Annotated in this window: 22 protein-coding genes; 9 read left to right on the top strand and 13 right to left on the bottom strand. The window is 43.7% G+C overall.

Features of this window, described 5'->3' with window-relative positions; all coding sequences use genetic code 11:
- Positions 1-18: 18 nt before the first annotated feature.
- From ACUYLD_RS04540 to ACUYLD_RS04550, 3 genes are all read left to right on the top strand, one after another.
- Positions 19-573: a nucleotidyltransferase family protein gene (locus tag ACUYLD_RS04540; protein WP_446674509.1), complete on the top strand. Its 555-nt coding sequence runs from the start codon at positions 19-21 to the stop codon at positions 571-573.
- Between the two features lie 43 nt (positions 574-616).
- Positions 617-1,039 carry a GNAT family N-acetyltransferase gene (locus ACUYLD_RS04545; RefSeq protein ID WP_446674510.1) on the top strand — a complete coding sequence of 141 codons (423 nt, stop codon included), beginning with the start codon at positions 617-619 and terminating at the stop codon, positions 1,037-1,039.
- A gap of 71 nt (positions 1,040-1,110) precedes the next feature.
- Positions 1,111-1,749, top strand: coding sequence for a GDSL-type esterase/lipase family protein (locus ACUYLD_RS04550; protein ID WP_250268063.1), 639 nt, complete (start codon positions 1,111-1,113; stop codon positions 1,747-1,749).
- A gap of 104 nt (positions 1,750-1,853) precedes the next feature.
- Here ACUYLD_RS04550 and ACUYLD_RS04555 read toward each other — a convergent pair whose 3' ends face one another.
- The 7 genes from ACUYLD_RS04555 to ACUYLD_RS04585 all read right to left on the bottom strand — a co-directional run bounded on the left by ACUYLD_RS04555 (position 1,854) and on the right by ACUYLD_RS04585 (position 10,662).
- Positions 1,854-2,735 carry a TetR/AcrR family transcriptional regulator gene (locus ACUYLD_RS04555; RefSeq protein WP_235308092.1) on the bottom strand — a complete coding sequence of 294 codons (882 nt, stop codon included), beginning with the start codon at positions 2,733-2,735 and terminating at the stop codon, positions 1,854-1,856.
- Complete coding sequence (locus ACUYLD_RS04560) at positions 2,732-5,812, bottom strand: efflux RND transporter permease subunit (protein ID WP_250268064.1); 3,081 nt, start codon at positions 5,810-5,812, stop codon at positions 2,732-2,734. The genes ACUYLD_RS04555 and ACUYLD_RS04560 overlap by 4 nt, the downstream gene beginning before the upstream one ends.
- Complete coding sequence (locus ACUYLD_RS04565; protein ID WP_416381842.1) at positions 5,809-7,221, bottom strand: efflux RND transporter periplasmic adaptor subunit; 1,413 nt, start codon at positions 7,219-7,221, stop codon at positions 5,809-5,811. Before ACUYLD_RS04565 ends, ACUYLD_RS04560 begins: the two co-directional genes overlap by 4 nt.
- A 226-nt stretch (positions 7,222-7,447) precedes the next feature.
- Entirely contained in the window at positions 7,448-8,125 is a 678-nt protein-coding gene (locus ACUYLD_RS04570; RefSeq protein WP_446674511.1) for a tetratricopeptide repeat protein, read from the bottom strand.
- A gap of 171 nt (positions 8,126-8,296) precedes the next feature.
- Positions 8,297-8,668, bottom strand: a complete 372-nt coding sequence (locus tag ACUYLD_RS04575; protein WP_061831331.1) for an iron chaperone — start codon at positions 8,666-8,668, stop codon at positions 8,297-8,299.
- Positions 8,669-8,862: 194 nt separating this feature from the next.
- Positions 8,863-9,393, bottom strand: coding sequence for a GNAT family N-acetyltransferase (locus ACUYLD_RS04580; RefSeq protein ID WP_250261739.1), 531 nt, complete (start codon positions 9,391-9,393; stop codon positions 8,863-8,865).
- A gap of 234 nt (positions 9,394-9,627) precedes the next feature.
- The gene (locus tag ACUYLD_RS04585) at positions 9,628-10,662 is read right to left on the bottom strand and encodes a C40 family peptidase (protein WP_446674512.1); all 1,035 of its coding nucleotides are present in this window, start codon (positions 10,660-10,662) and stop codon (positions 9,628-9,630) included.
- A gap of 250 nt (positions 10,663-10,912) precedes the next feature.
- Between ACUYLD_RS04585 and ACUYLD_RS04590 the strand changes: the two genes are divergently transcribed.
- Entirely contained in the window at positions 10,913-12,064 is a 1,152-nt protein-coding gene (locus ACUYLD_RS04590; RefSeq protein WP_061831334.1) for an iron-containing alcohol dehydrogenase, read from the top strand.
- Positions 12,065-12,159: 95 nt separating this feature from the next.
- On the opposite strand, the gene ACUYLD_RS04595 is transcribed toward ACUYLD_RS04590, so the two are convergent.
- Complete coding sequence (locus tag ACUYLD_RS04595) at positions 12,160-12,756, bottom strand: TetR/AcrR family transcriptional regulator C-terminal domain-containing protein (protein WP_061831335.1); 597 nt, start codon at positions 12,754-12,756, stop codon at positions 12,160-12,162.
- A 246-nt stretch (positions 12,757-13,002) separates the two neighbouring features.
- On the opposite strand from ACUYLD_RS04595, the gene ACUYLD_RS04600 reads away from it, so the two are divergent.
- The 3 genes from ACUYLD_RS04600 to ACUYLD_RS04610 all read left to right on the top strand — a co-directional run bounded on the left by ACUYLD_RS04600 (position 13,003) and on the right by ACUYLD_RS04610 (position 15,463).
- Positions 13,003-14,124 (top strand): NADH:flavin oxidoreductase, encoded by a 1,122-nt coding sequence (locus ACUYLD_RS04600; RefSeq protein WP_061831336.1) that lies wholly within the window; start codon positions 13,003-13,005, stop codon positions 14,122-14,124.
- 262 nt (positions 14,125-14,386) lie between these two features.
- A complete protein-coding gene (locus ACUYLD_RS04605; protein ID WP_061831337.1) occupies positions 14,387-14,809 on the top strand; it encodes a MarR family winged helix-turn-helix transcriptional regulator in 423 nt (140 codons plus the stop codon).
- Between the two features lie 72 nt (positions 14,810-14,881).
- On the top strand, positions 14,882-15,463 hold the full coding sequence (locus ACUYLD_RS04610) for an NAD(P)H-dependent oxidoreductase (protein ID WP_446674513.1): 582 nt from the start codon (positions 14,882-14,884) through the stop codon (positions 15,461-15,463).
- Between the two features lie 89 nt (positions 15,464-15,552).
- Here ACUYLD_RS04610 and ACUYLD_RS04615 read toward each other — a convergent pair whose 3' ends face one another.
- From ACUYLD_RS04615 to ACUYLD_RS04625, 3 genes are all read right to left on the bottom strand, one after another.
- Positions 15,553-16,074: a peptidase M56 gene (locus ACUYLD_RS04615; protein ID WP_446674514.1), complete on the bottom strand. Its 522-nt coding sequence runs from the start codon at positions 16,072-16,074 to the stop codon at positions 15,553-15,555.
- A 286-nt stretch (positions 16,075-16,360) separates the two neighbouring features.
- Positions 16,361-17,245: an IS3 family transposase gene (locus ACUYLD_RS04620; protein WP_446674515.1), complete on the bottom strand. Its 885-nt coding sequence runs from the start codon at positions 17,243-17,245 to the stop codon at positions 16,361-16,363.
- Positions 17,200-17,514 carry a helix-turn-helix domain-containing protein gene (locus ACUYLD_RS04625; protein WP_322176530.1) on the bottom strand — a complete coding sequence of 105 codons (315 nt, stop codon included), beginning with the start codon at positions 17,512-17,514 and terminating at the stop codon, positions 17,200-17,202. Before ACUYLD_RS04625 ends, ACUYLD_RS04620 begins: the two co-directional genes overlap by 46 nt.
- Positions 17,515-17,763: 249 nt before the next feature.
- Between ACUYLD_RS04625 and ACUYLD_RS04630 the strand changes: the two genes are divergently transcribed.
- Positions 17,764-18,201, top strand: coding sequence for a MarR family winged helix-turn-helix transcriptional regulator (locus ACUYLD_RS04630; RefSeq protein ID WP_446674516.1), 438 nt, complete (start codon positions 17,764-17,766; stop codon positions 18,199-18,201).
- 21 nt (positions 18,202-18,222) lie between these two features.
- The gene (locus tag ACUYLD_RS04635; protein ID WP_025718529.1) at positions 18,223-19,053 is read left to right on the top strand and encodes a DegV family protein; all 831 of its coding nucleotides are present in this window, start codon (positions 18,223-18,225) and stop codon (positions 19,051-19,053) included.
- Between the two features lie 73 nt (positions 19,054-19,126).
- Here ACUYLD_RS04635 and ACUYLD_RS04640 read toward each other — a convergent pair whose 3' ends face one another.
- Positions 19,127-19,762: a BclA C-terminal domain-containing protein gene (locus ACUYLD_RS04640; protein ID WP_446674517.1), complete on the bottom strand. Its 636-nt coding sequence runs from the start codon at positions 19,760-19,762 to the stop codon at positions 19,127-19,129.
- 210 nt (positions 19,763-19,972) lie between these two features.
- Positions 19,973-21,199 carry an MFS transporter gene (locus ACUYLD_RS04645; RefSeq protein WP_446674518.1) on the bottom strand — a complete coding sequence of 409 codons (1,227 nt, stop codon included), beginning with the start codon at positions 21,197-21,199 and terminating at the stop codon, positions 19,973-19,975.
- Positions 21,200-21,254: the final 55 nt, after the last annotated feature.

The following is a 21,254-nucleotide window of genomic DNA, read 5'->3' on the forward strand; positions in this document are numbered from 1 at the left end:
AAGGGAGTTGAGTGCAGGATGAAGTCGGAAGAAAATGCGCTACGAATCATACAATATATGAATGATCCGCAGGTACTGCAAGACTTGCGCTATGTGCGAGAGCTGAAGTTGCCACAAGGATGTATTGCCGCAGGCTATGTACGTAACCGGGTTTGGGACAAGCTCCATGGCTATACAACTGCTACACCTTTAAACGATATTGATGTTATTTATTTTGACCCGAAAAATACGCTAGAGGAACGAGATGAGTATCTAGAATTGTCCTTGAACCGTAAGCAAGCCGGACGTAACTGGTCTGTCAAAAATCAGGCTCGGATGCATATTCGCAACGGGGAGGCTCCGTATTCCTCAGTAGAGGATGCGATGAGCCGCTGGCCAGAGACGGCAACGGCTGTGGCGGTTAGATTGAATGACAAGGATCAAATAGAGGTCATTTGTTCGCATGGATTGGAAGATTTACTGGATATGCGGGTACGGCAAAGCCCTTTGTTTCGTCACACAACGGCTTTTCGTCAGCGTGTATTTGAGAAGCAATGGCTTGATAACTGGCCGTTGCTTATTATGGAGAATTAGAGTGTAATCCTAATTTCAGGATATTAAGGAGAGACGACAAACAATGTTTAAAAATATAAAAACAGATTCAGATCGTGGGGAGGTTCTGGAGCTGTTAACCTACGCTGTGCTGGATCACCCTGAACGAGGAGAAGCAGCTTTACGTACCTATCAAGCCTCGGATGACTGGAAGCTGTTCGGTGTAGAAGATGAAGGACTTATTGTAGGTATTGTCGGCTTTGAGGAGCAGGAGGATGGGACAACCGTAATTCGTCATCTGGCCGTGTTGCCTGAAAACCGTCATAGAGGATATGCCAGAGGTATGCTGCTTACGCTCATTCAGGAGCGTAATCCGAAACGGCTTACTGTGGACACGGATGCGGAGGGGGCAGATTTCTTCCGCAACGTGGGCTTTGCCGTCTATGGATCAGAGGATTTGCCAGAGGGTGGGCAATTCCATTGTGTATATGAAATAGACGAAGAATAAGCGAATCTCCGGGTCCCGCGTCCCTTTTTCTACATAAGATATGTTATGTAGAAAGAGGGAGGTGAGTTTCATTGGCGTACCATTACACAGCGATTGGAGATTCTTTAACAACAGGTGCAGGGACGTTGCTGAGCGGCGGATTTGTACCTATCTATCGGCGAATGACAGAAAGACATCTCCGTACGCCAGTCAGTTACGAGAATCTGGGAATCAATGGGCTGACATCGCAGGAGTTGCTGTCAATGGTCCGCAACAATCCGCTTTTTCGGTCGGCGCTCAGCCGGGCTGAACTTATAACCGTAACGATCGGCGGAAATGATCTGCGCCCATACATCAGCGCCCTTGCTGGAGGTTCCGGCTTGTCGGGTTCTTCCATTCCGCAAGCGTTGAATCACACAAAAGAACATGTGCGCCAAATTGTACATGTCCTGTATCAGATAAAGTCCGGTCAGCGTGAGCCATTTATCATCCGAATGGTGGGATTATATAATCCTTTTCCAGGGGTGAGGGAGGCGGGAGTATATGTGCGCCAGTATAACTCGTTTCTCTATACATTGGGCGGACCAAATTACCGGGTGGCGAACATTTATCCCGCATTTGAGGGCTATGAACGGGCACTGCTTTCGTTAGATCGGGTGCATCCGAACAGTCGTGGTTATCGCGTGATTGCGGAAGAGCTGAATCGGCTTGGTTATGCGCCGTTACGGTGAGCGTGAGAGGATGCTTTGGATCGGACAAAGTATATTAAAGAAAGAGGTTCATGATGGCAGTAGCAACTGACCATCATGAACCTCTTTTTCTGCATTTCGGCGTGCTAAACTTCCAATATAGCCTTCAGCTTGGTGCAGTCTTCCAGTAACTCGGGCAGCTGACCCAAAAATAGAAGGAGGGCTTTCACGTGAGCTATTTCCACGTTTTCTTCCGAGAGTTCACCCTTTAATCTGCTTAGGATTTGCACATATTCATTCCGGGGAGCTTCATTTAATTTAGTTTGTTTCAGAACCGTATCCATACGTTGCAGTGCATAGGAGATTTGTTTTCCCTTGGTCCAGATTTGATCAGAATCTTCATGGAATACGGAATCGCGGCCCCACATGATTTGATGTTGAACATCAGGGCTCAGCATTCCTTGTGCCAGCATATCCGTAATGCTGAGCATAAATTCAGCCAGTGTTTGCTGCTCCGTCCAGGACAGCTCTGAATCGCTCAATCGGAGGGAATTGACAATCATGCTTTTGACGACAAACTCAATATCATACGCATAGTTTTTTATGGATTGTCCATAAGCATCAATTAAGAAATCAACCATCACGTTAGACAAATAAAGTTCAACACGATCAATGGCTTGTGCGATTTTTTCTTCCTTAGAACCGATTAAAGGGACGGAGTATACCAGCAAATGAACTTTATTCTTATAAATCCGGCCCAGCGCAATCAAATACAGTTGTCTCAACTTTTCACGGGAAGGTAGCTGGTGCTTCAAATAAAGTTCTTTAATATCTGCATCAAGAAGCTTTTCAATCAGGACGATTGTCCCCAGCAGCAACTCTTCTTTACTTTGAAAGTATTTATAAAAGGAAGCCTTCACCATCCCGCTTTCGCGGGCAATTTCATCCACCGAGGTGGCATCGTACCCTTTTTCAGAAAACAGGGAAAGGGCGGCATAGATAATATCTTCACTCGTTATTTTTTTCATTGTACCCCCAATTTTTTGCTCTGTCTCTTTAATTTCCAGCGGGCAATAACCATATACAGGGACGGAACCACAAACATCGTAAGAATGGTCGAGTACATCAATCCAAACATAATGGTATACGCCAGAGGTCTAAACATAAGTTCCCCAATAAGCGCAATCGGAATCAGACCGACAATGGCTGTCAGTGAAGTAAGCAATATGGGGCGGAAACGCGCTTTGGTCGCTGCAACAACGGCCTCCTTCAGTTCGATCCCTTCACGTCTTGCATCCTCAATAAACTCAATCAGCACAATGCCGTTACGTACGACAATACCTGCCAAGGTCATTAAGCCCAACACGCCCATAAAACTAACCGGCGTATTTAGAATGAACAAGCCAAGAAATCCGCCTGCTGCTGCCATATACACGGTAGTCAATATGATGAGTGGAGTCGAGAAAGAATAAAATTGCAAAAAGATCAGCATGAAGATTAATAGTATGACGACAACATATAACCATCCTATTTCTGATAAAATGTCATCTTGTCCTGAAATCTCGCCGCCAATTTCCCAAGTGTAGCCTGGAGGAAATTTAATGTTCTGCAATTTAAGCTTGACATCCTTCATGACTTCGGAAGCTGTACGCCCGTGAACTTCAGCTTCAACAGTAATCGAACGTTTTAAATTATAATGGTTAATTTTTTGTGTTGCAAAGGATGGTTTCAACTCAGCCAATTGAGATAAAGGGATTTGAATACCATTGGCATTGGTCACATTCAATTGCTGAAACAAAATTTCAGGATTTTGATCGGTTTGGCTTAGCTTCAGCTTAATATTGATCAAATCTTTCCCCGTATCAAATCGGCTAAAGCTCACGCCATTACCCATTAACAAGAGTGTACGTGTCAGATCATTATTGCTTACCTGATATTGATCCATCGCTTGTTTGTTGATTTGGAAATCTAACGTATATCCTTCATTTTCCATATTATCTTGTATGTCCTGTGTTCCTCTGGTAGCCATAATGCCTTCTTTTAACTGCTGTGACAACGAACGCAACTGATCTACATCATTGCCTAAAATCCGAATGGAGATCGGCTTACCGAGAGGCACCCCTACTTTGGCTATTTTCAAGGAAATAGATTGACCCGGATAACGATCCTTTAAGATGGAGGGCCATTTGTCTGCCATTTCATCGGGATCAAATGCACCTTCTTCCCCAATAATAGCAATTTGACCCACGGTTGTGCCTGTTTTGGCGTCAGCGGTCATATCTTGAAACAACCGGGGAGCGTCGCCGCCAGCCGCATAACTGATCGTTTCCACATGAGGTTGCTGCTTCACCCATTTGGCAATATCCTCGGTGACCCGCTTGGTTTCTTCTATAGAAGTACCTGTAGGCATACGCACATTAATGCTTAATTCTGGATCGTTGGTTCTGGGGAACAGGTCGATCGGAATCAGAGCAAGTATGCCGTACAGCGTGGTACTGATCAATAATCCTAATGCAGCATATAATCCAGGTTGCTTAATGACTCTCGGAATCAGCTTGCTGGTATATATGTTACGAAGAGCATCAATTTGTTTTCCCAGCAGTCCCGACGGCTTCATGGTGGAGTTGGGCGTTTTTTGATTTCGTTGTCCATACCATTCTCTAAAGATTGGGATGACGGTAAAGGACATGAGCATGGAAGCCAATAACGTAAAGATAACAGCAAACGGTAATGGTTTGATAAGGGAGCCTGCATCGCCTGATAAAAAGAACAGCGGGGCAAAGGAGGCTACAGTTGCCAGGGTTGCGGTCAAAATGGAAATGGAAACTTCTTTCGTTCCATTTAATGCTGCTATCTTGGGACTCTCGCCCAAGGTCATCATTCTGCGTTCAATATTATCATTAACCACCACAGCATCATCGACTAGAATCCCCATTACAATAATTAAGCCAATGACCGTAACCTGATTCAATGTTATTCCGAGCATAGGGAGAATAATGAGACCTATGGCGATTGAAATAGGAATAGCCAGTGCCACAAAAGAGGATGTAATCAGATTCAAGCCCAATGTACATACGATCACAACCGCCGCAATGGCAAACAGCAATTCACGGGTCAAGCCATGAAAAATATGATCAATCCGCTCGGTCTGTGAAAATAACGTATTCAGTTGAAACGTATTAGGCAGATCTGGTTTTAACAACTGCATTTCTTTATTTACTTTGCTATAAATCGTGTCTACGTCAGAGCCGGTATTACCGTTAATCGTCAGCGTAATAGCTGGTTTACCGTTAAAAAAGGCCATATAGCTGCTGGTGTTATGTGTAAGCAATACGGTGCCCACATCACTGAGATACACAGGAGCGCCGCTGTCCGTTCTGGAAATAATGACTTTACTCAAATCCTGAGCATCCTTGGACTGCTTTACATTCAAGCGATAGGTACGTTCATTGTAATCCAGATTGCCTATCGGATATTGCTCATTTTCCTTCTGCACTGCACTCATGAGCTGTTCCCAACTGATATGGTACTGCTGGAGCTTTTGAGCATCAATCTCAATCTGAACCTCTTGATCCGGTAATCCCTTGATTGTTACTTCCGATACACCGGGAATGGTTTTTAATTGATCCTTCCATGATATCACCATATCATTTAGTTGATACAATTGCTCCACAGAGTCCCCCGTGATGGCGTAGGAATGGATAAATACTTTATTCAAATCATCGTTAACGACAGGCTTTTGAGCATCTGTGGGCAGAAAAGATTGGGCATCGTTCATTTTTTTGCGTAATGTATCCCAGACTTCTGCGGCATTGGCGTTGCCTTCTGTCTCAATGATAATCGTCGAAAGTCCATTTTCGGATGTAGAAGAAATCTTTTTAATATGATTGATTTCTTTCATTTTTTGTTCCAGAGGCTTCGTGACCGTTTGTTCTACCTTTTGGGGTGTAGCTCCAGGGTAGAGGGTCGTGACCACAGCGGTTTTCTTGATAATATCCGGCGTTTCCTGCCGGGGAAGTTGAGAGACACTATATAGCCCGGCAACAATCGCCATGATAAAAATAAAGAGGGTCAGTTTTTTCTTTTTGATAAAATATGCAATCATTTGCTCGTTCCCCCCATGATCTGAACGAGCAGCCCATCGTAGATCAGGTTTACTCCGGTGGTAACGATACGATCCCCGACATTCAGTCCCTTGGTAATTTCGAGCTTATTGTTGGACATCTGACCGACATTCACGACCGTCTTGACCGCTTTGTTGTTCACCACTTTATAGACAAAAGTATCTGTACCGTTATTAATGACAGCTTTGGCTGGGAGCAAAATTTGCTCACTCTGAGTCAGTTGGCGGCCTGCCTTTATGACTTGTCCCGGTGCCCAATCATGCTGGGGGTTAGGAACAATCACTTCTACGTTGATACTGCCCGTATTGGTGTTGGTGGCCGGATAAATTTTGCTGACCGTTCCTTCTCTGTTCTCATCGTACAGTTGAAGTTGGACTGTCTGACCTTGCTTCCAGTTCGTGATTTCATGATCGGGAACAGGGAGCAGCACCTTGAGCTTGTCGATTTGTCCGATACGATATATCGGCTGTCCAGTGCTCGCTAATTGTCCCACCGTTGCCTTTTTCTCCAGAATAACGCCGGAAATGGGGGCTTTTAAAGCTGTCTTGGAGAGGGAAAGTTCGGCTTGCTTTTTGGCAATGACCGCCTGTTGATATGCCGCAGTTGAGTTATCTCGGGAGGCTTCTGCCTGTTCCTTCGCAGCGATAGCAGCTTCTTTCCCGGCTTGGGCTTGCCGCAAGCTGGATTCTGCCGATTGCCGATCTTCTAATGTGGCTCCCTCCTGGATTAAGGAGAGGGCTTCTTGTGTATCCTCCAGGTCCTTGGAGGCGTTGGTTAAAGCGAGCTGTGCATTTTCATAATCGTTTTTGGTCGCAGCTCCCTGGTCATATAAAAGCTTAGTGCGTTCAGCGGTAGCCTGTGCTTTAGTCAAAGCGGACTGTGCTCTTTGCACTTTGGTACGGACCTGTGTCCTTTCTTGCTCACGAGCACCCTTGTTCACTTTGTTAACTCCAGCTTGAGCTGCTGCTTTTTGCGCGTCGGCGGATTGAATGGAGGCATCTGCGCTGGAAATGGCGGCTGTAGCATTTTTGATACCTGCCTGTGCTTCAAGGATAGCTGTACTAGCCTGCTCCAGTTGTAGCTGGTAGCTGGATGAATCAAGCATCGTCAAGATCTGCCCCTGGGATACGGAGTCTCCCACATTGACTACTGTGTCGCGAATCAGTCCGGATAACTCAAAAGATACGGAGGTATCCTCATAGGGCTGTAGTGTGCCTGAAAGGTCAAAAGAAGCAGACAGTGGTTCTTTTTTAACAACCATCGCTTCCACCTTTTGCTTTTGTTGTTCTGCTGCTTCATTATTACTCGATCCTGTAGATGAGCAAGCTGAGGTGAACAGAAGAATGAATATAGCAGATATGTAGAGACTGGGTTTTAACAAGATGATCATCCTTTCTGTCTTTTTGTACTTTAAAGTTTATATATAAACTCATCAGTTCATAAACGGATTATATGACCTGATTTGTGGCATGTCAACGACTGATTACAAAAAAATGCCTCAAATTCAGGATGCGAAAGGGAGCCGATTCAGGTCCGTGGAAGTACATGGTAGACAAACGTAAAAACGACCTTTCTCAAAAGAAGAGAAAGGTCGTTAAGAAAATAAATATAGCTGTTTAGCCGATTAATTTACGGAATAAGCTACGTACAGCCCAGTTGCGCTCACTTCGTTTACGGTATTTGGGCAGAGAGCGATAGACGGCAATGGACTGGTTAAAGGCTACAATGGCCTCATCCTTGCGTCCCAGCATACGGTACATCAAGCCTGTCAGATAATAGCCCTCACTGGAAGAAGACTGAATCTCCTGAAACTGCTGCAGATAATGAAGCGACTTATTGACGTCACGTTCCTTGAAAGCAGCGGCTAAATGCAAATAAGGCTCACCGTATTGCACCCGCGGGTTAATATCCAGTGCTTTCAATAAATGCTGTTCTCCAACCTCCAGATGGTTTGTGTGTACTTCAGCCGTTCCCCGTGCGTTCCAATAGTCTGCTGATTCTTCATAACGGGATTGAATTTCCAATAACAGCTCCAAAGCCTGAGGATATTTCTTGCTTTCGATCCAGATACGAGCCAAATCGAACTTGGCAGCCACATCGTTGGCGTTTAGCGTAATCTGTTGGCTCAATCGAGCGGCATTGCGTCTTCTTTTCCATGGTCTGCTGATGCTGGGCAATACACCGACAAAGCTGCGATCCAATATATAGATCACGATTAGGAGTACGAGCATTGCCAAAAACGGGTTACCGAGCAAACTCCATAGTAGAGAGAAAATTAAAAATTTCCCAATCATTTTGCTCCAATCCTCCTGTGCATGTAACAATCCATACTTTCCACATTATAGCATAGTGTTACTTTAAGGGTCATTAGCATGATGAGATTTGGAAGGATGGTAGAGGGGCGAGAAGAAACATACTTATTTGTGATGCTCGATGTATAGTTTTACGAGAAAAGGAACCTTTTTTTATCCCCGCCAAAAGGTTGAACAGTCTGCCTTATCCAAAATATTAAACTCGATCATTTTCTCAAGTAATGAGAAATCAACGGGACTATCCCACTGGATACGTACCAACTGCTTGGTGTGATCATAGCCAGCCTGCACAATTAACTCAGAAAAATGATTAATCCCTGCCTTTTCAGGGGCAACGGCCAAATGATGTTTGGCTACGCTAAAGCCAATAATAAATGTGCCGTGATCCGTAAACATAGGCTGACTCCACGCAATTTTTGCCATTAAATTTGGAAACTTCTTGGTTACCCAAGCCAAAACCTCTTGCGTTCGAGCCCGATGTTGGGGGTTATCAATATGCGCTAAATATTCTGCAAAAGCTTCCATGTTGTTCCCTCCTTAAATTAAAAATTATATCGTTCAGAAAAGTTCCTCAAACCTATTTATCGTTAAAACTCCTCACAGAATGGCTCAGACAGATTCTTAACAACACCTATTTCCAACTATATATATTTTCAAACAAGATAGTCAAAATGGTTTAACTATCATTTTATCGCAGCAACATATTTCTTAAGGAGTTTTTATGTCCTGTTATATTCCTCAGCAAGAATAGAGTACAAATATGAATCATGAAACTCGCCTTTGTAGTACCAGTGTTCACGCATCAAACCTTCACGTTGCATTCCGATCTGTTGCATAACCTTCTCAGAAGCCTTGTTTTCTGGACGACATGTTGCATAAATACGGTGGACAGCAAGTGTGCTAAATCCAAAGTCTAGTAACGCTCGTGCTGCCTCTGCTGCATAACCCTTCCCTTGATAATCTGGATTCAAAACATAACCCATTTCTGCATTAGTATCTTTGACATGAATACCAACACCGCCGATCAGGGTTCCATTATTTTTCAGACAAACGGCTAGTTCATAGTCTTGTCGTGGCTGTTCCTGCTGTGAAGCTAGAACTTGTTCTATATATGCCTTTGTATCTTCTTCTGTATTCGGTCCCCAGGCTGTATATCTAGTAACTTCAGGCAATGACGTGTACGTATGTATACTTTCCCAATCAGATCTGACAATATCACGAATGATGAGCCGGTTTGTCTCAAATTGCATAACGATTCCTCCTGTCTATAATTAACAGACTCTACTTAGTATTTTAAAACGATTAACATCTCAATCCAATCTTTTATGCGTTCGTAGCCTTTAAACGTTAGACCTCCATTTAACAATGAACCTAGACCTTTTGCCGCCTGAACGCAAACCGCAAGGGAGGCGTCCGGCAAAAGGCAATCAGAAGATAATGAGTGTGGTACTGGAATCCTCCTGTTATTGGCTATCTGGTTCGTCCTAAAACAGCCTGCGCGCTGTTACGAAACGTTTCTGCCATTTATCATCAAGCGTGTCAAAATGAACGCCGCGTTCTTTGGAGAAGGTATGCAGCAACTTGTTGTTCCCTGCATAGATCGCCACATGGCCGATCTCCAGGCCGCGTGCGCTGAAGAACAGCAGATCGCCTTTGCGCAGCTCGTTCAGCCCGACTTTCCGGCCTTCTTTAGCCTGATCGTAAGAGACACGAGGGAGGTCGAAAGAGAGCGTATGCCGGAACACTTCCTCCACAAAAGAAGAACAATCAAAGGTCGATGTCTGGCCGCTTGCTGCTCCGAATTCATAAGGAGTACCAAGGAATTTCTCTCCGTAGGCGATCAGTTCATCTCCTTGTCGTTCCACCAAGGATGGGCTGGTATAATCGCTGTATTTTGGTTTAGCCGATATGTATCCGGTCAGGTCGTCTTTAGTGCGCACTTCCAGCCAGAGAGCATTGACCTCGCGAATGACATGAACCTTTTCGTCGGCTGGAATAAGCCGTAGGGAAGAGGAAGCTATCGATGAATCCGGTTTGCTGCGCAGGTTGACCCCGAAAAGAACCGTTGTGAAAAAATCGCCCCTGGAGGCAATTCGGATGGTCCGGGTCAAGGCCTCCCACTTTACTGTGCTCCCAAGTGCTTCGCTTACAAAACGCAGTGGAATCATCGTGTTGCCCTCAACAATCTGTCCTGGAACATTCAGGGACAGCGTATCGCCGTTTAAGGTGGCAGCGAATTCCCCGATGCGATAGGTCAGCACCGTGTCGTTTTTGGTTGCCGTTACGGTTTTGCCGGATCCATCCCAGGAAAGCCTGGCTCCTTGCGCCTCAAACAACTGTCGCATGGGGATTAGCGTTGTCCCGTCTAGCAGCAGCGGCTGGACGGCAAGCTGAAGCGGGCGGTCATCTACATAAACGGTTGTCACCGGAGTCGTCCGTACCGACTTTGCATACGACGGGTTTGCCTGGAGCAATGATACCGCTAGCAGAGCTAGCAATGCTTTCTTGTTGATTGTCATGCTGTTATCACCTCATTGTGAATATGTTCATCTAAGTTGTACGAGACTGCATCCGATTAGTTGTGTACTAAATATTGGGTTCATTTAATAAAACAAAATAAACAAAAATAAAACCAACAAATATCTGTGTTTTATTATTGACATCAAAACAAAGTAAAGATAAAATTATTTTTGTGAAATATTTCACTTTAGAGATTGATCCGTATTTAGCGAGGCATTAAGAAGTGAATTCTTAGGAGGCCGATTTTTTATGAGTGCACATGTATTTTTTGTACCATCTATCAATCTTATGGGAACAGGATGTTTGCATGAAGTTGGGCCGTATATAAAAGAACTGAATTTAAACAAAGCTCTAGTCGTTACGGATAAATTTTTGATGAAGAGTGGCATTGCAGGCAAGGTTACATCTTTGCTGAATGATATTGGATTGAACTATGCGGTATACGATGAAGTAAAACCAAATCCGACCTGTAAAAATGTACATGATGGTGTTCAGTTTCTGCAAGAAAACGGATGTGACTTTTTAATTTCGATTGGCGGAGGATCACCACAGGATACGGCTAAGGGAATCGGCATTATTGCTACCAATGGGGGACATATAACCGAGTATGAGGGCGTTCATAAATCCACGCATAAATCGCTTCCTATTGTGGCTATTAATACCACAGCAGGAACATCGGCTGAAATCACGATTAATTATGTCATTACGGACGAAGAGCGCAAGGTCAAGATGGTTATGGTTGATAAGAATAGTGTTGCTACAATTTCGGTCAACGACCCTGAACTGATGGTAGATAAACCCGCCGCATTAACGGCAGCTACAGGACTAGATGCTTTGACCCACGCTATTGAGGCTTTGGTTACGCCAGGCTCCTATCCTGTAACGGATGCGACTGCGTTGGCAGCAGTAGAGATTATTTTTAATCATTTGGCTCGTACGGTGAGCAACGGTCATGATATAGAAGCACGAGAGCAAATGGTATACGCTATTTTCTTGGGAGGACTTGCATTTAATAATGCTGGATTGGGTTACGTTCATGCGATGGCGCATCAGCTTGGCGGCGTATACGATTTGCCTCATGGTGTTTGCAATGCCATGCTGCTGCCGATTGTGGAGGAGGAGAACGCCAAGCATGTACCAGAGAAATTTCGTGCCATCGCTAAGGTCATCGGTTTTGAAGATAAGGGGAAAACGGATAAGGAATGCGCAGACTATGTAATCCAAAGAATCAAAGACCTGTCGAAGGAAGTTGGGATTCCTTCCAAACTTTCTGAACTGGGTGTAAATGAAGTGGATTTGGATCTGCTTGCCGAGAACTCAATGAAGGATGCTTGCGCTCCGGGCAATCCGTTCATACCTAGCAAAGAACAAGTTATCGAGATGTTTAAGAAAATTCTTTAAATAAAAGGTACAATTATTTTACTAAATACTATAAGGGCTGTCCCAGGAAATGATCGAAGAATACTGGGAACGGCCCTTTTTATTTGCATTTTCTACTAAGAGATTTGTGAGACTAGAGATAAGACAGCCCCATTGAAGATTAATGGCACAGCTCTCTCGGCTAAAGCTGTAGGAGACTCTTTTTTTCCTTCCGCATTCCAACGAAAGGTTACACCATAAATGGACCAGCTTAATATGTTCGCGGCAAGTTCTAACGTTCTTTGGTCTGTATTATTGGCTTCTCTTGTTATGAGTTGAAGTATGAATTGCTCTAATTGATTCTTAATATGTTCTTCCAGGATCGGTGCCACTGAATTATATTTATGAACGCATTGATTACTTGAGTCGTGATAGTCACATAACGAAAGAATAAGTTTCTGAATGGTCTCCTCCGACAAACGTGCCTCAGCATCAATCCTCTTGATAACATACTCCAAAAATGCGTCTGACAAAAGGGTTTCAAGCAGTGCATATTTATCTTGAAAATGTGCATAGAACGTGGCACGGTTAATGGTGGCTTTTTGGGTAATGTCATTGATCGTAATCGTGTAGAAGTCTTTCTTATTTAATTGGTCAACGAATGCGTCGAGAATTAATCTACGTGTTCGAATGACGCGCGGATCGTTTGGGTTGGGTGAAGTTACACCAGGCATCCTCAAGACACTCCTTTCAGGTAAATCAAATGATTCCCCCATTATAAACATGTGTTGTTTTGTCAATAAGTGAATTTAGATATACAACAATTTCATAACCCTTTTGGTTAAGCAACAGAATGAACATTTTGTCGGTTGAATGATAAATTAAACATTGCTAACATTTTACTTGCACCCCGTTTGATGATGCACGAGACTTATATATAATCCTTTAAAACGATAAAAGAAAATGAGGAGGTACAATCCTTGAGTAATCAACCGCAAAATGTCCATTCAACAGAATCTTTATTTCAACCTTATACCATTCATAATCTGACCTTACAGACTCGTATTGTAATGCCGGCAATGGGCCGCGCTTTTTCACCAAATGGTGTGCCAGGACCGGATGTAGCCGCTTATTATCGCCGTCGTGCAGAGAATGATGTAGGCCTTATTATTACTGAAGGTGCAGTGATTGACCATCCGGCTGGAACAAGTGAGCCGAGGATACCTAATTTTTATGGGGAAGCGGCTTTAAACGGTTGGGCTGAAGTGGTCAGACAGGTTCATGAAGCTGGTAGTAAAATTTTCCCACAGCTTTGGCATATGGGGATGGCTCGTCCTTTGGGATCTCAGCCGAATCCCGAAGCGCTATCGATTGGTCCATCGGGGCTGGATCTGGAAGGCAATAAAGTGACCGAGCCGATGACAGAAGAAGAAATTGCCAAGGTCATTGGCGCCTATGTCGATGCAGCGGCGAATGCAAAACGACTGGGCTTTGACGGCGTTGAAATTCACGGAGCACACGGCTATCTGGTTGATCAATTCTTTTGGGAGAGAACGAACCAACGTACGGATCGCTATGGTGGTGATATCATAAAACGTGCTCAATTCGCCATTGAGCTTGTGGAAGCTATTCGTGCTGAGGTTGGCCCTGACTACCCTATTGCCATGCGTCTATCCCAATGGAAAATGAATGATTACAACGCAAAGCCGTTTGATACACCGGATAAACTGGGGCAGCTCCTGAATGTGTTAGTACAAGCGGGCGTGGACATCTTCCATTGCTCGACACGTCGCTTTTGGGTACCTGAATTTGAAGGCTCCGATTTGAGCTTTGCCGGATGGGTGAAGAAGCTGACTGGAAAAACCACGATTACGGTTGGCTCTGTAGGTCTGGATGAGGATTTTGTAAGTTATACGGAAGGAAAAGGGGCAGGACACCAAGATATTAATGAACTTCTGGAACGGCTGGACAACAATGAATTTGATCTGGTAGCTGTTGGGCGTGCGCTTCTGGGAGATCCTGCTTGGGCTACGAAAATACGTGAAGGCCGAATTCATGATCTTCAAACCTTTACACCTGAGTTACTTCAAACGCTGAACTAAAACATATCATACTTTGAACACCTCTTCATTTCATAAATAAACACTGTAAGCCAAAATACTCAAAGTGAGGTAAGGAACTTTGGTATTTTGGTTTTTTTATGCGTCTGGATAGTAGTCCATCATGAACCATCAAGCTCCTATCTAATTTAGAACTCATTATAACAGACTTAATCCTAGTTCTTTGAAATCATTCATAAACTAAAACCAGATCAGACTGACATCAATACTTGATATATATAGATGTCTATGTAATAATGCTTGTATGTTAAAAAATAATGCAGCTGCACTGATAGGAACCATTAGAGACTCGATCAATAAATTGATTGTGTCTGAGCTTGAAGCGAATGGAATTGAAGGGATTGTTCCTACTCATGGTGGAATTCTAATGTTCCTTTATCAAAAGGACGGGCTTTCCATTAAGGAATTGACGCAAAAAATTTCTCGTCAGCAACCCACTGTTACTGTTTTGATCGACAAGCTAGTGAAGTTGGGGTATGTCGAAAGAAAAAAAGAAAGGGAGGATAGTCGAGTTACCCTGATATTTCTGACCGATAAGGGAAGAGAGATAGAGCCTATATTTGAGATGATCTCCAACAGATTACAAGAAACGATCTATGGTGGTCTTAAAGATGAAGAAAAAGAACAGCTGGAATATTTGCTGGAGCATGTCAAAAACAGATTATAAATTTTTTTAAGTAAATGTATAGATATCTATATTAATATCAAAATAACAATAAAACATCGGGAGGTTATTAAAATGAAACATCTTATCATCTATGCTCACTCTAACGCAGAAAGCTTTAATCATGCGATACTCGAAACGGTTGTAAATACCTTGAAAGAAAAAGGTGACGAAGTCGTTGTACGCGATCTATATGCCCTTGATTTTCAACCTGTATTAAAACCTGAGGATACTGCCGCTATGAGAGCAGGGCAAACCCCGGCTGATATCAAAGTCGAGCAGGAATACATCTCACAATCGGATACGATTACTTTTATTTCTCCCATCTGGTGGACAGGTCTTCCGGCTATCCTGAAAGGTTACGTTGACCGTGTATTTGCATACGGCTTTGCATATACGGCTGGTGCAGAAGGGATTAATAAGCTGCTTAGAGGTAAAAAAGGTTTTATCGTAAATACACATGGCACTCCCAACGCGATCTACGATGAAATCGGTATGACCGCAGGATTGAAGATCATATCAGATACGGGAATTTTTGATTTCGTTGGAATTGAATCCGTCGGTCACTTACTGCTTGGAAGTATTGGTTACCTTGATGAAGATGGCTATAAAGGACTGCTGAAGCAAGTCCAAGATACGGTTAAAACGGTGCTGTAAAGTTAGTTCATATTCGTTTAGAAACGTAAGACATTCTTTAAATAATGAGGTTAACCCGTATTTAGTGGTTGGCCTTTTTCTTGTAAATGCTAATACTTCTCTAATATAGTCCAAACAACGATCTGATCCTGCTTGTTATTATTGGGATATACAAAACTAGCCTTTGTACGATTTATTTTGTCATAATATACTATGGCGTTTAGGTTTTGGGCGGAGTCGTAGCTTTGATTCGCGAAATGGTTACCTAATTTATTTTTCACATCATCAAGATTCTGAAATTTGTGGCTGGCGATACTGGAAAATCCACTCTTGGACAAGGTTTGCAGTTTCATAATCTCTCCACTAGAGCTATAGACAATCAAGAAATTTTCAAAATACCTGCAATCGGCATCTTTGGTGTGCTTATCGTTAAAATCCGGATTCTTTGTAAAAGCAGTCAAATCAATGTCCGCAATATTTTTGTTTAGAGAAATATTGTTTATGGTCAATTGGGATAGGTCTGTTGACTTTACCAGCATATCCGTCCATAGATCTTTTGTGAAATATGCCATTAAAGCGATTATGATAATAATAAATATAATGATGCTTTTTTTGGAAAGTAGCTTAGGCATAGATGATTAAAACCCCTTCATAATAAGAAAGTATTAGCATGATTTATTTTATCACACATACTAGAATATACGATTCAAATTAAAATGAGCCAAACTTAATGAGACAGGAAGGTGAACATGTGCATTCCATTGGGGAAGTTTGCTAAAATGATTTTTTGGAGCAAATAGAAACCAGCCAAGCATGAAAGTATTAATAATGATATAGCACATTTCCAAAAACCTCATCAAATAAAACCCTCCTTGTTGTCTGGTCAAGACCCCATTTTATAGACACTAAAAAAAGGCCCTAGGCTATAAGCTGCTTCCGATACTCTTTCGGAGGCAGCTTATTTAACTTTCGTTGTGGTCGACATTGGTTGTAAAATCGAATATATTCTTCTATTCTCCTTTGTGCCTCATCCATATTTCGGATATCATAGGGGTAGAGCCCTTCCGTTTTGAGATGCGAGAAGAAGCTCTCCATCGAGGCATTATCATAACAATTGCCTCGGCGAGACATGCTGATTCGGGCGCCAACCTTTGGCAGCATGTCGTGGTACGCATGGGACGTGTACTGGAATCCCTGGTCGCTGTGAACGATGAGGCCAGTCACGTCTTTTTGCTGTTTCCAGGCTTGTCGAAACGTCTGTAAAACCAGTTCGTTATCATTTCTATGGCTCATCTGGTACGCGATAATTTCGTTATTGAACAAGTCTTTAATCGCAGACAGATATAGCCAGCAATCCCCTACACGATATTGCGTGATATCTGTGACCCATTTTTGGTTAGGTTTGTCCGCCTTGAAATCCTGATTTAGCAGATTTTTCGCCACACGACCTTCTGTAGAAGAAGCATAGTTACAGCGATGCTTCCGGCGAATTTGTGAGCGGCTCCCCAAGACCTGCATGAGCCGGAGTACCTTTTTATGGTTCATCCAGACTCCATGATCGTGCTGCAAAAATAGTTGAATTTGGCGATAGCCGTAGACTCCGTTATACTGCTCATACACTTTCTTCACAAGTGCTTTCGCGTCCCGATCTCGATCTGCTTCTCTCCGTTTTAAGAAAGCGTAATATCCACTTCTAGAGACCTTAAATAGCTTACAGAGTTCGCTAACTGGATACTCTTTAGCAGCCTTCTCAATCGTTACATACTTGTGCGCCTCATCTCCTGCATCCAGATTTCCAAACACTTTTTTAGCATATCGTTTTCCCGTTTTAAATTTTGGACGTACCTGTCCTGGTCCATATATTCCTTCCGTCGTCCTCGTTGGTCCATAAGTCCGAATTCACCGAGTTCCTTGTACTTCCGCATCCATTCTTTCAACCGATGTCGATCTGCAATCCCGAACTTCTCCATAAGTTTACGATATGTCCAACCTTCTTCGATATGAAGCCGTATGGCCTCTACTTTGGTTTCAAACGTATACTCTTTAAACTTCTGTCCTTTTTTCGCTGGCATAAAAATGCACCCCCTAGAAATTCATCGGATAAACCAGGGGTTTATTCCAATGTCTATTCTAAGGGGTGCACTTCAGTCTCCTCTGGGTGTGTCACAGTCCACAGTATAAAACCTCCTGTTACTGGACATTCAAGGGGGTTGAAGTGTAAAAATTCACAAATATTTCATTGTTATTATCGTGGGCAATTTATTATAGTACATAGTATTAATAGTTAACTGTATGTATTATGTGTGTTGCGGAGGTTCACTATGAAAGATTATGAACTAAGGGACGAATTGAGAGAATCCGTTAACCGGATTTATGGCATGGAATTATTCAGTAGCCTGACGGAGCTTGTTCAGGGGGAAAACCATGTGCTTCAATATTTAGTTCAGCATCGGGATGATGAAATTAATCCTTCCTTGCTCAGCGATCATCTGCATGTATCCAGATCAAGAATTACGGCAGCGCTTACGGGATTAAGAAAAAAAGGCTATGTGACTATGGAAATGTCTGAGCATGACAGACGACGAATGTGTGTAAGGCTCACGGTAGATGGTGAATCCTTGATCAAACAGAAGCAAGAGAGAATTGAAGGTTATTTTGAAGCGCTTGTAGTAGGTTTGGGTCAGAAGAATGTGAAGGAATTTATACGGTTAATTGAGCTTTCTTTGAGTATTATGAATGCGCGTTCTATTGAAAAATAACATAATGTGAGGGTGTACCGGGTGAGATATAAAATAATAGCGGATAGCTGCTGTGATTTAACGAGAGAGCTTAGAGAAGAGATGCAAGTTACTACGATTCCGTTGAATATGACGCTGGGAGATAAATGCTTTGTAGATGATGACACATTGGACTTGCCTCAGTTTATGGAAGAAATGAAAGCCTGTACAACCAAAATTGGATCCGCATCACCGTCACCTATGCTGTATAAGGAAGCCTTTCAAGGTGCGCATACTTCTTTTGCCATTACATTATCCAGCAACCTGTCCAGTTCGTATTCCAGTGCATTGGTAGGAAAAGATATGGCGGAAGAAGAAGGGGCGGATGTTCATGTATTTGATTCGAAAAGCGCTTCGGCTGGACAGCTTTTGTTAGCTCTAAAACTACGCAAGTTAATTGACGAGGGATATCATAAAAGCGAAATTATTTCTTCCTTGGAGAGCTTTATCAGCAAGATGAAAACCTACTTTGTTTTAGAAAATCTGGATAATTTGGTTAAGAACGGACGAATGAATAAAATCACTGGAAAGATACTTTCACTCTTGCATATCAGGCCTATTTTAGGCTCGGATGGTGACGGGAATATCGCATTTTTTACTCAAGCACGCGGTCAGAATCAAATTATCGAAAAGCTGGCAGATACTATTGAAAAAAGTGGTCGGGCTACCGAAGGAGAAAGCATCGTCATTACTCACTGCAATAATCCTGGGCTGGCGGAAAAATTAATGAATGCGCTGAAGAAACGCTATCAATTTAAAGATATTCATATTGTGTCCACCAGAGGGATTAGTTCAATGTACGCCAATGACAAAGGGATCATTATGGCCTTTTAAAAATATTCAGGGTTTATCCTCGCTGTATGGATAAACCCTTTTTAGTACACTGAGACTTTGCGGGAGTTCAAGCCTATCTCAATTTTCTAATGAGGACAGAAGCGTTTATGCTGGCTTGAGTTCCTCCGGCTTGTGTTTGCAGGGTAACAGCAGTAGTAGAGCTATGGTTTCGCAAAGTAAGGACGTCACCGCATGCCAGAGCGAGGATGGCTTGCCCTGTGTTCTGTTGTGTCCCGGCTCCTGAGCCGTATACAGTTCCCTCAGACAGTGCGCCATTAATAAAGAGGGCGAATTGGTTAGGTTCCACACCGGACACCGAAAAGTGAACTTCATATTTTCCAGCATCGGATACAGCAATCTGTGTAGTTCCTGGAACATGAGCAATTCCAGGTGTAAGTATACCGTTTGTATCCAAAATGACATCCCCTTCAATCGGAACAACTTGGGGCTTCACATTATAAATATAACCGAACTGCGCTAAATCACCTATAGTTCCAGAATCCCCTTCAGGCCCTAAAGCGCCATGATTAATATTCACGCTTACAAGTTGCTTTTTGACGATGATGTCTTTCCCGAACCCTTTCCGTTTCGAGCGGCCTTTTCTCTTTGGGGGCTTTTCCTCAAACTTTTTTTCTAACTTATCAAACCAGGCACGGACAAAAACATTTTTTTTACGGCCTTTTTTTCGTTTTAATTCAGGATGACCCAATACAAACACCTCCATATGGTTTGTTGTATACTACTCCATTCATCTAGAGGAGGCATGGATATCTGTCCTGTGACCTATAGGAAACGATCTATTTTGACTAAAAACAGGCTGCTGTACAAGGTGCATTCGTCTAGTATGTAAAAAAGCACCTTTGAATGTGCACTTGGATGACAACCAAGGAACAGACAAAGGCGCCAGTAGAGACGTGTATCATGATGAAGCGGTTTGAAGCCGTTTTTTGCGCACATATAGGGCGTACAAGATGCCTCCAAGCAGACACAGGATGCAGGCGAAGCCTGCCAGCAACCACGCCGATGAGACTGCTCCACCACGATCCATGCTATTTCCGAGCCATAAAGGCAGCAGAGCTCCTCCAACTCCACCTGCGCCTATAAGTAGGCTGGTGGTGGATTCTTCGGTGCCTGGCATCATTTTGCTGGCAAAAACAAGTGCGATGGAGAAGATCCCGGACATTCCCAGCCCCAGCAGTACAATAAGGACAAAGGCGCCGGCAGTGCCTTTGATCAGCGGGAACACGCATAGCAGCAAAGTCGCTGCCAGCGAGCTCAGGGCGACAAAGACACCGTAGCCGTATCGATCGGCAATGTAGCCTGTGAATAACCGGCCGGTAGCCATTGCTAACCAGAAGCAGGTGACACTCAGTGCTGCTTCGGCTTGTGTGAGACCCAAACGTTCGATGAACATGGAGGGCAGGAAATTAGCCAGGCTCATCTCTGTTCCTACATAGATAAAGAAAAAGACGATAAATAGTGCAAGTAGCTTCCAATTGCCTATAGGGCTACCTTTAGAAGCCTCCACCGTGGGGGATTTGGGTGAGTTAGTGGAACGCGCATGGTTGTCACCTCGGTGTTCCTGTTGGTCTAATACAGCGTCCAGCGTGCCGAAAGACCCACGCAGCCAAGCTATGACGGTCACGGTTGCAAACATGGAAATGATGGGAAAGGCCAATCGCCACCAACCGAGAGCAATGAGCTGGCTGGCGATAGCGGGCATAGCCAAAGCGCCGATCCCAAAAAAGACTTCCAGACGGCTCATCGCCGCGCCCGTTCCTTGAGTAATACCGCTGATAATAATAGTGCCAATGAGTGTTTCTACCATGCCGAAGCCAAACCCGGCTGCTGCCCCGACGGCATATAGCCAACCCCAAGGCGGCAGCAATGAGTACAGCACTTCAGCCGCGCACAGCAGGAGCAGGGCGAATACTAGACTTCGGCGTTTGCCGAAACGCCGGGCAAGCCACGGCGACAGCAGGACTCCAGCCAGAAAACCGGAAAATTGAGCGAAGATTAGGCTTCCGCCGTCCGTATAGTTTTTACCGTAATGCTCTAACAACACAGGCAGTAGGGAGCCTACAACCACGTGTGCCAGACCGATTAAAAAATAAGACAAGCTGCCGATCCATAGCAGTCGTTTCATGATGAACTCCTTTGATACCTAGATTTGACTCATGCAGCAATCTGACTGCATGAGT

The sequence above is a fragment of the Paenibacillus sp. SER-28 genome, assembly GCF_052906305.1.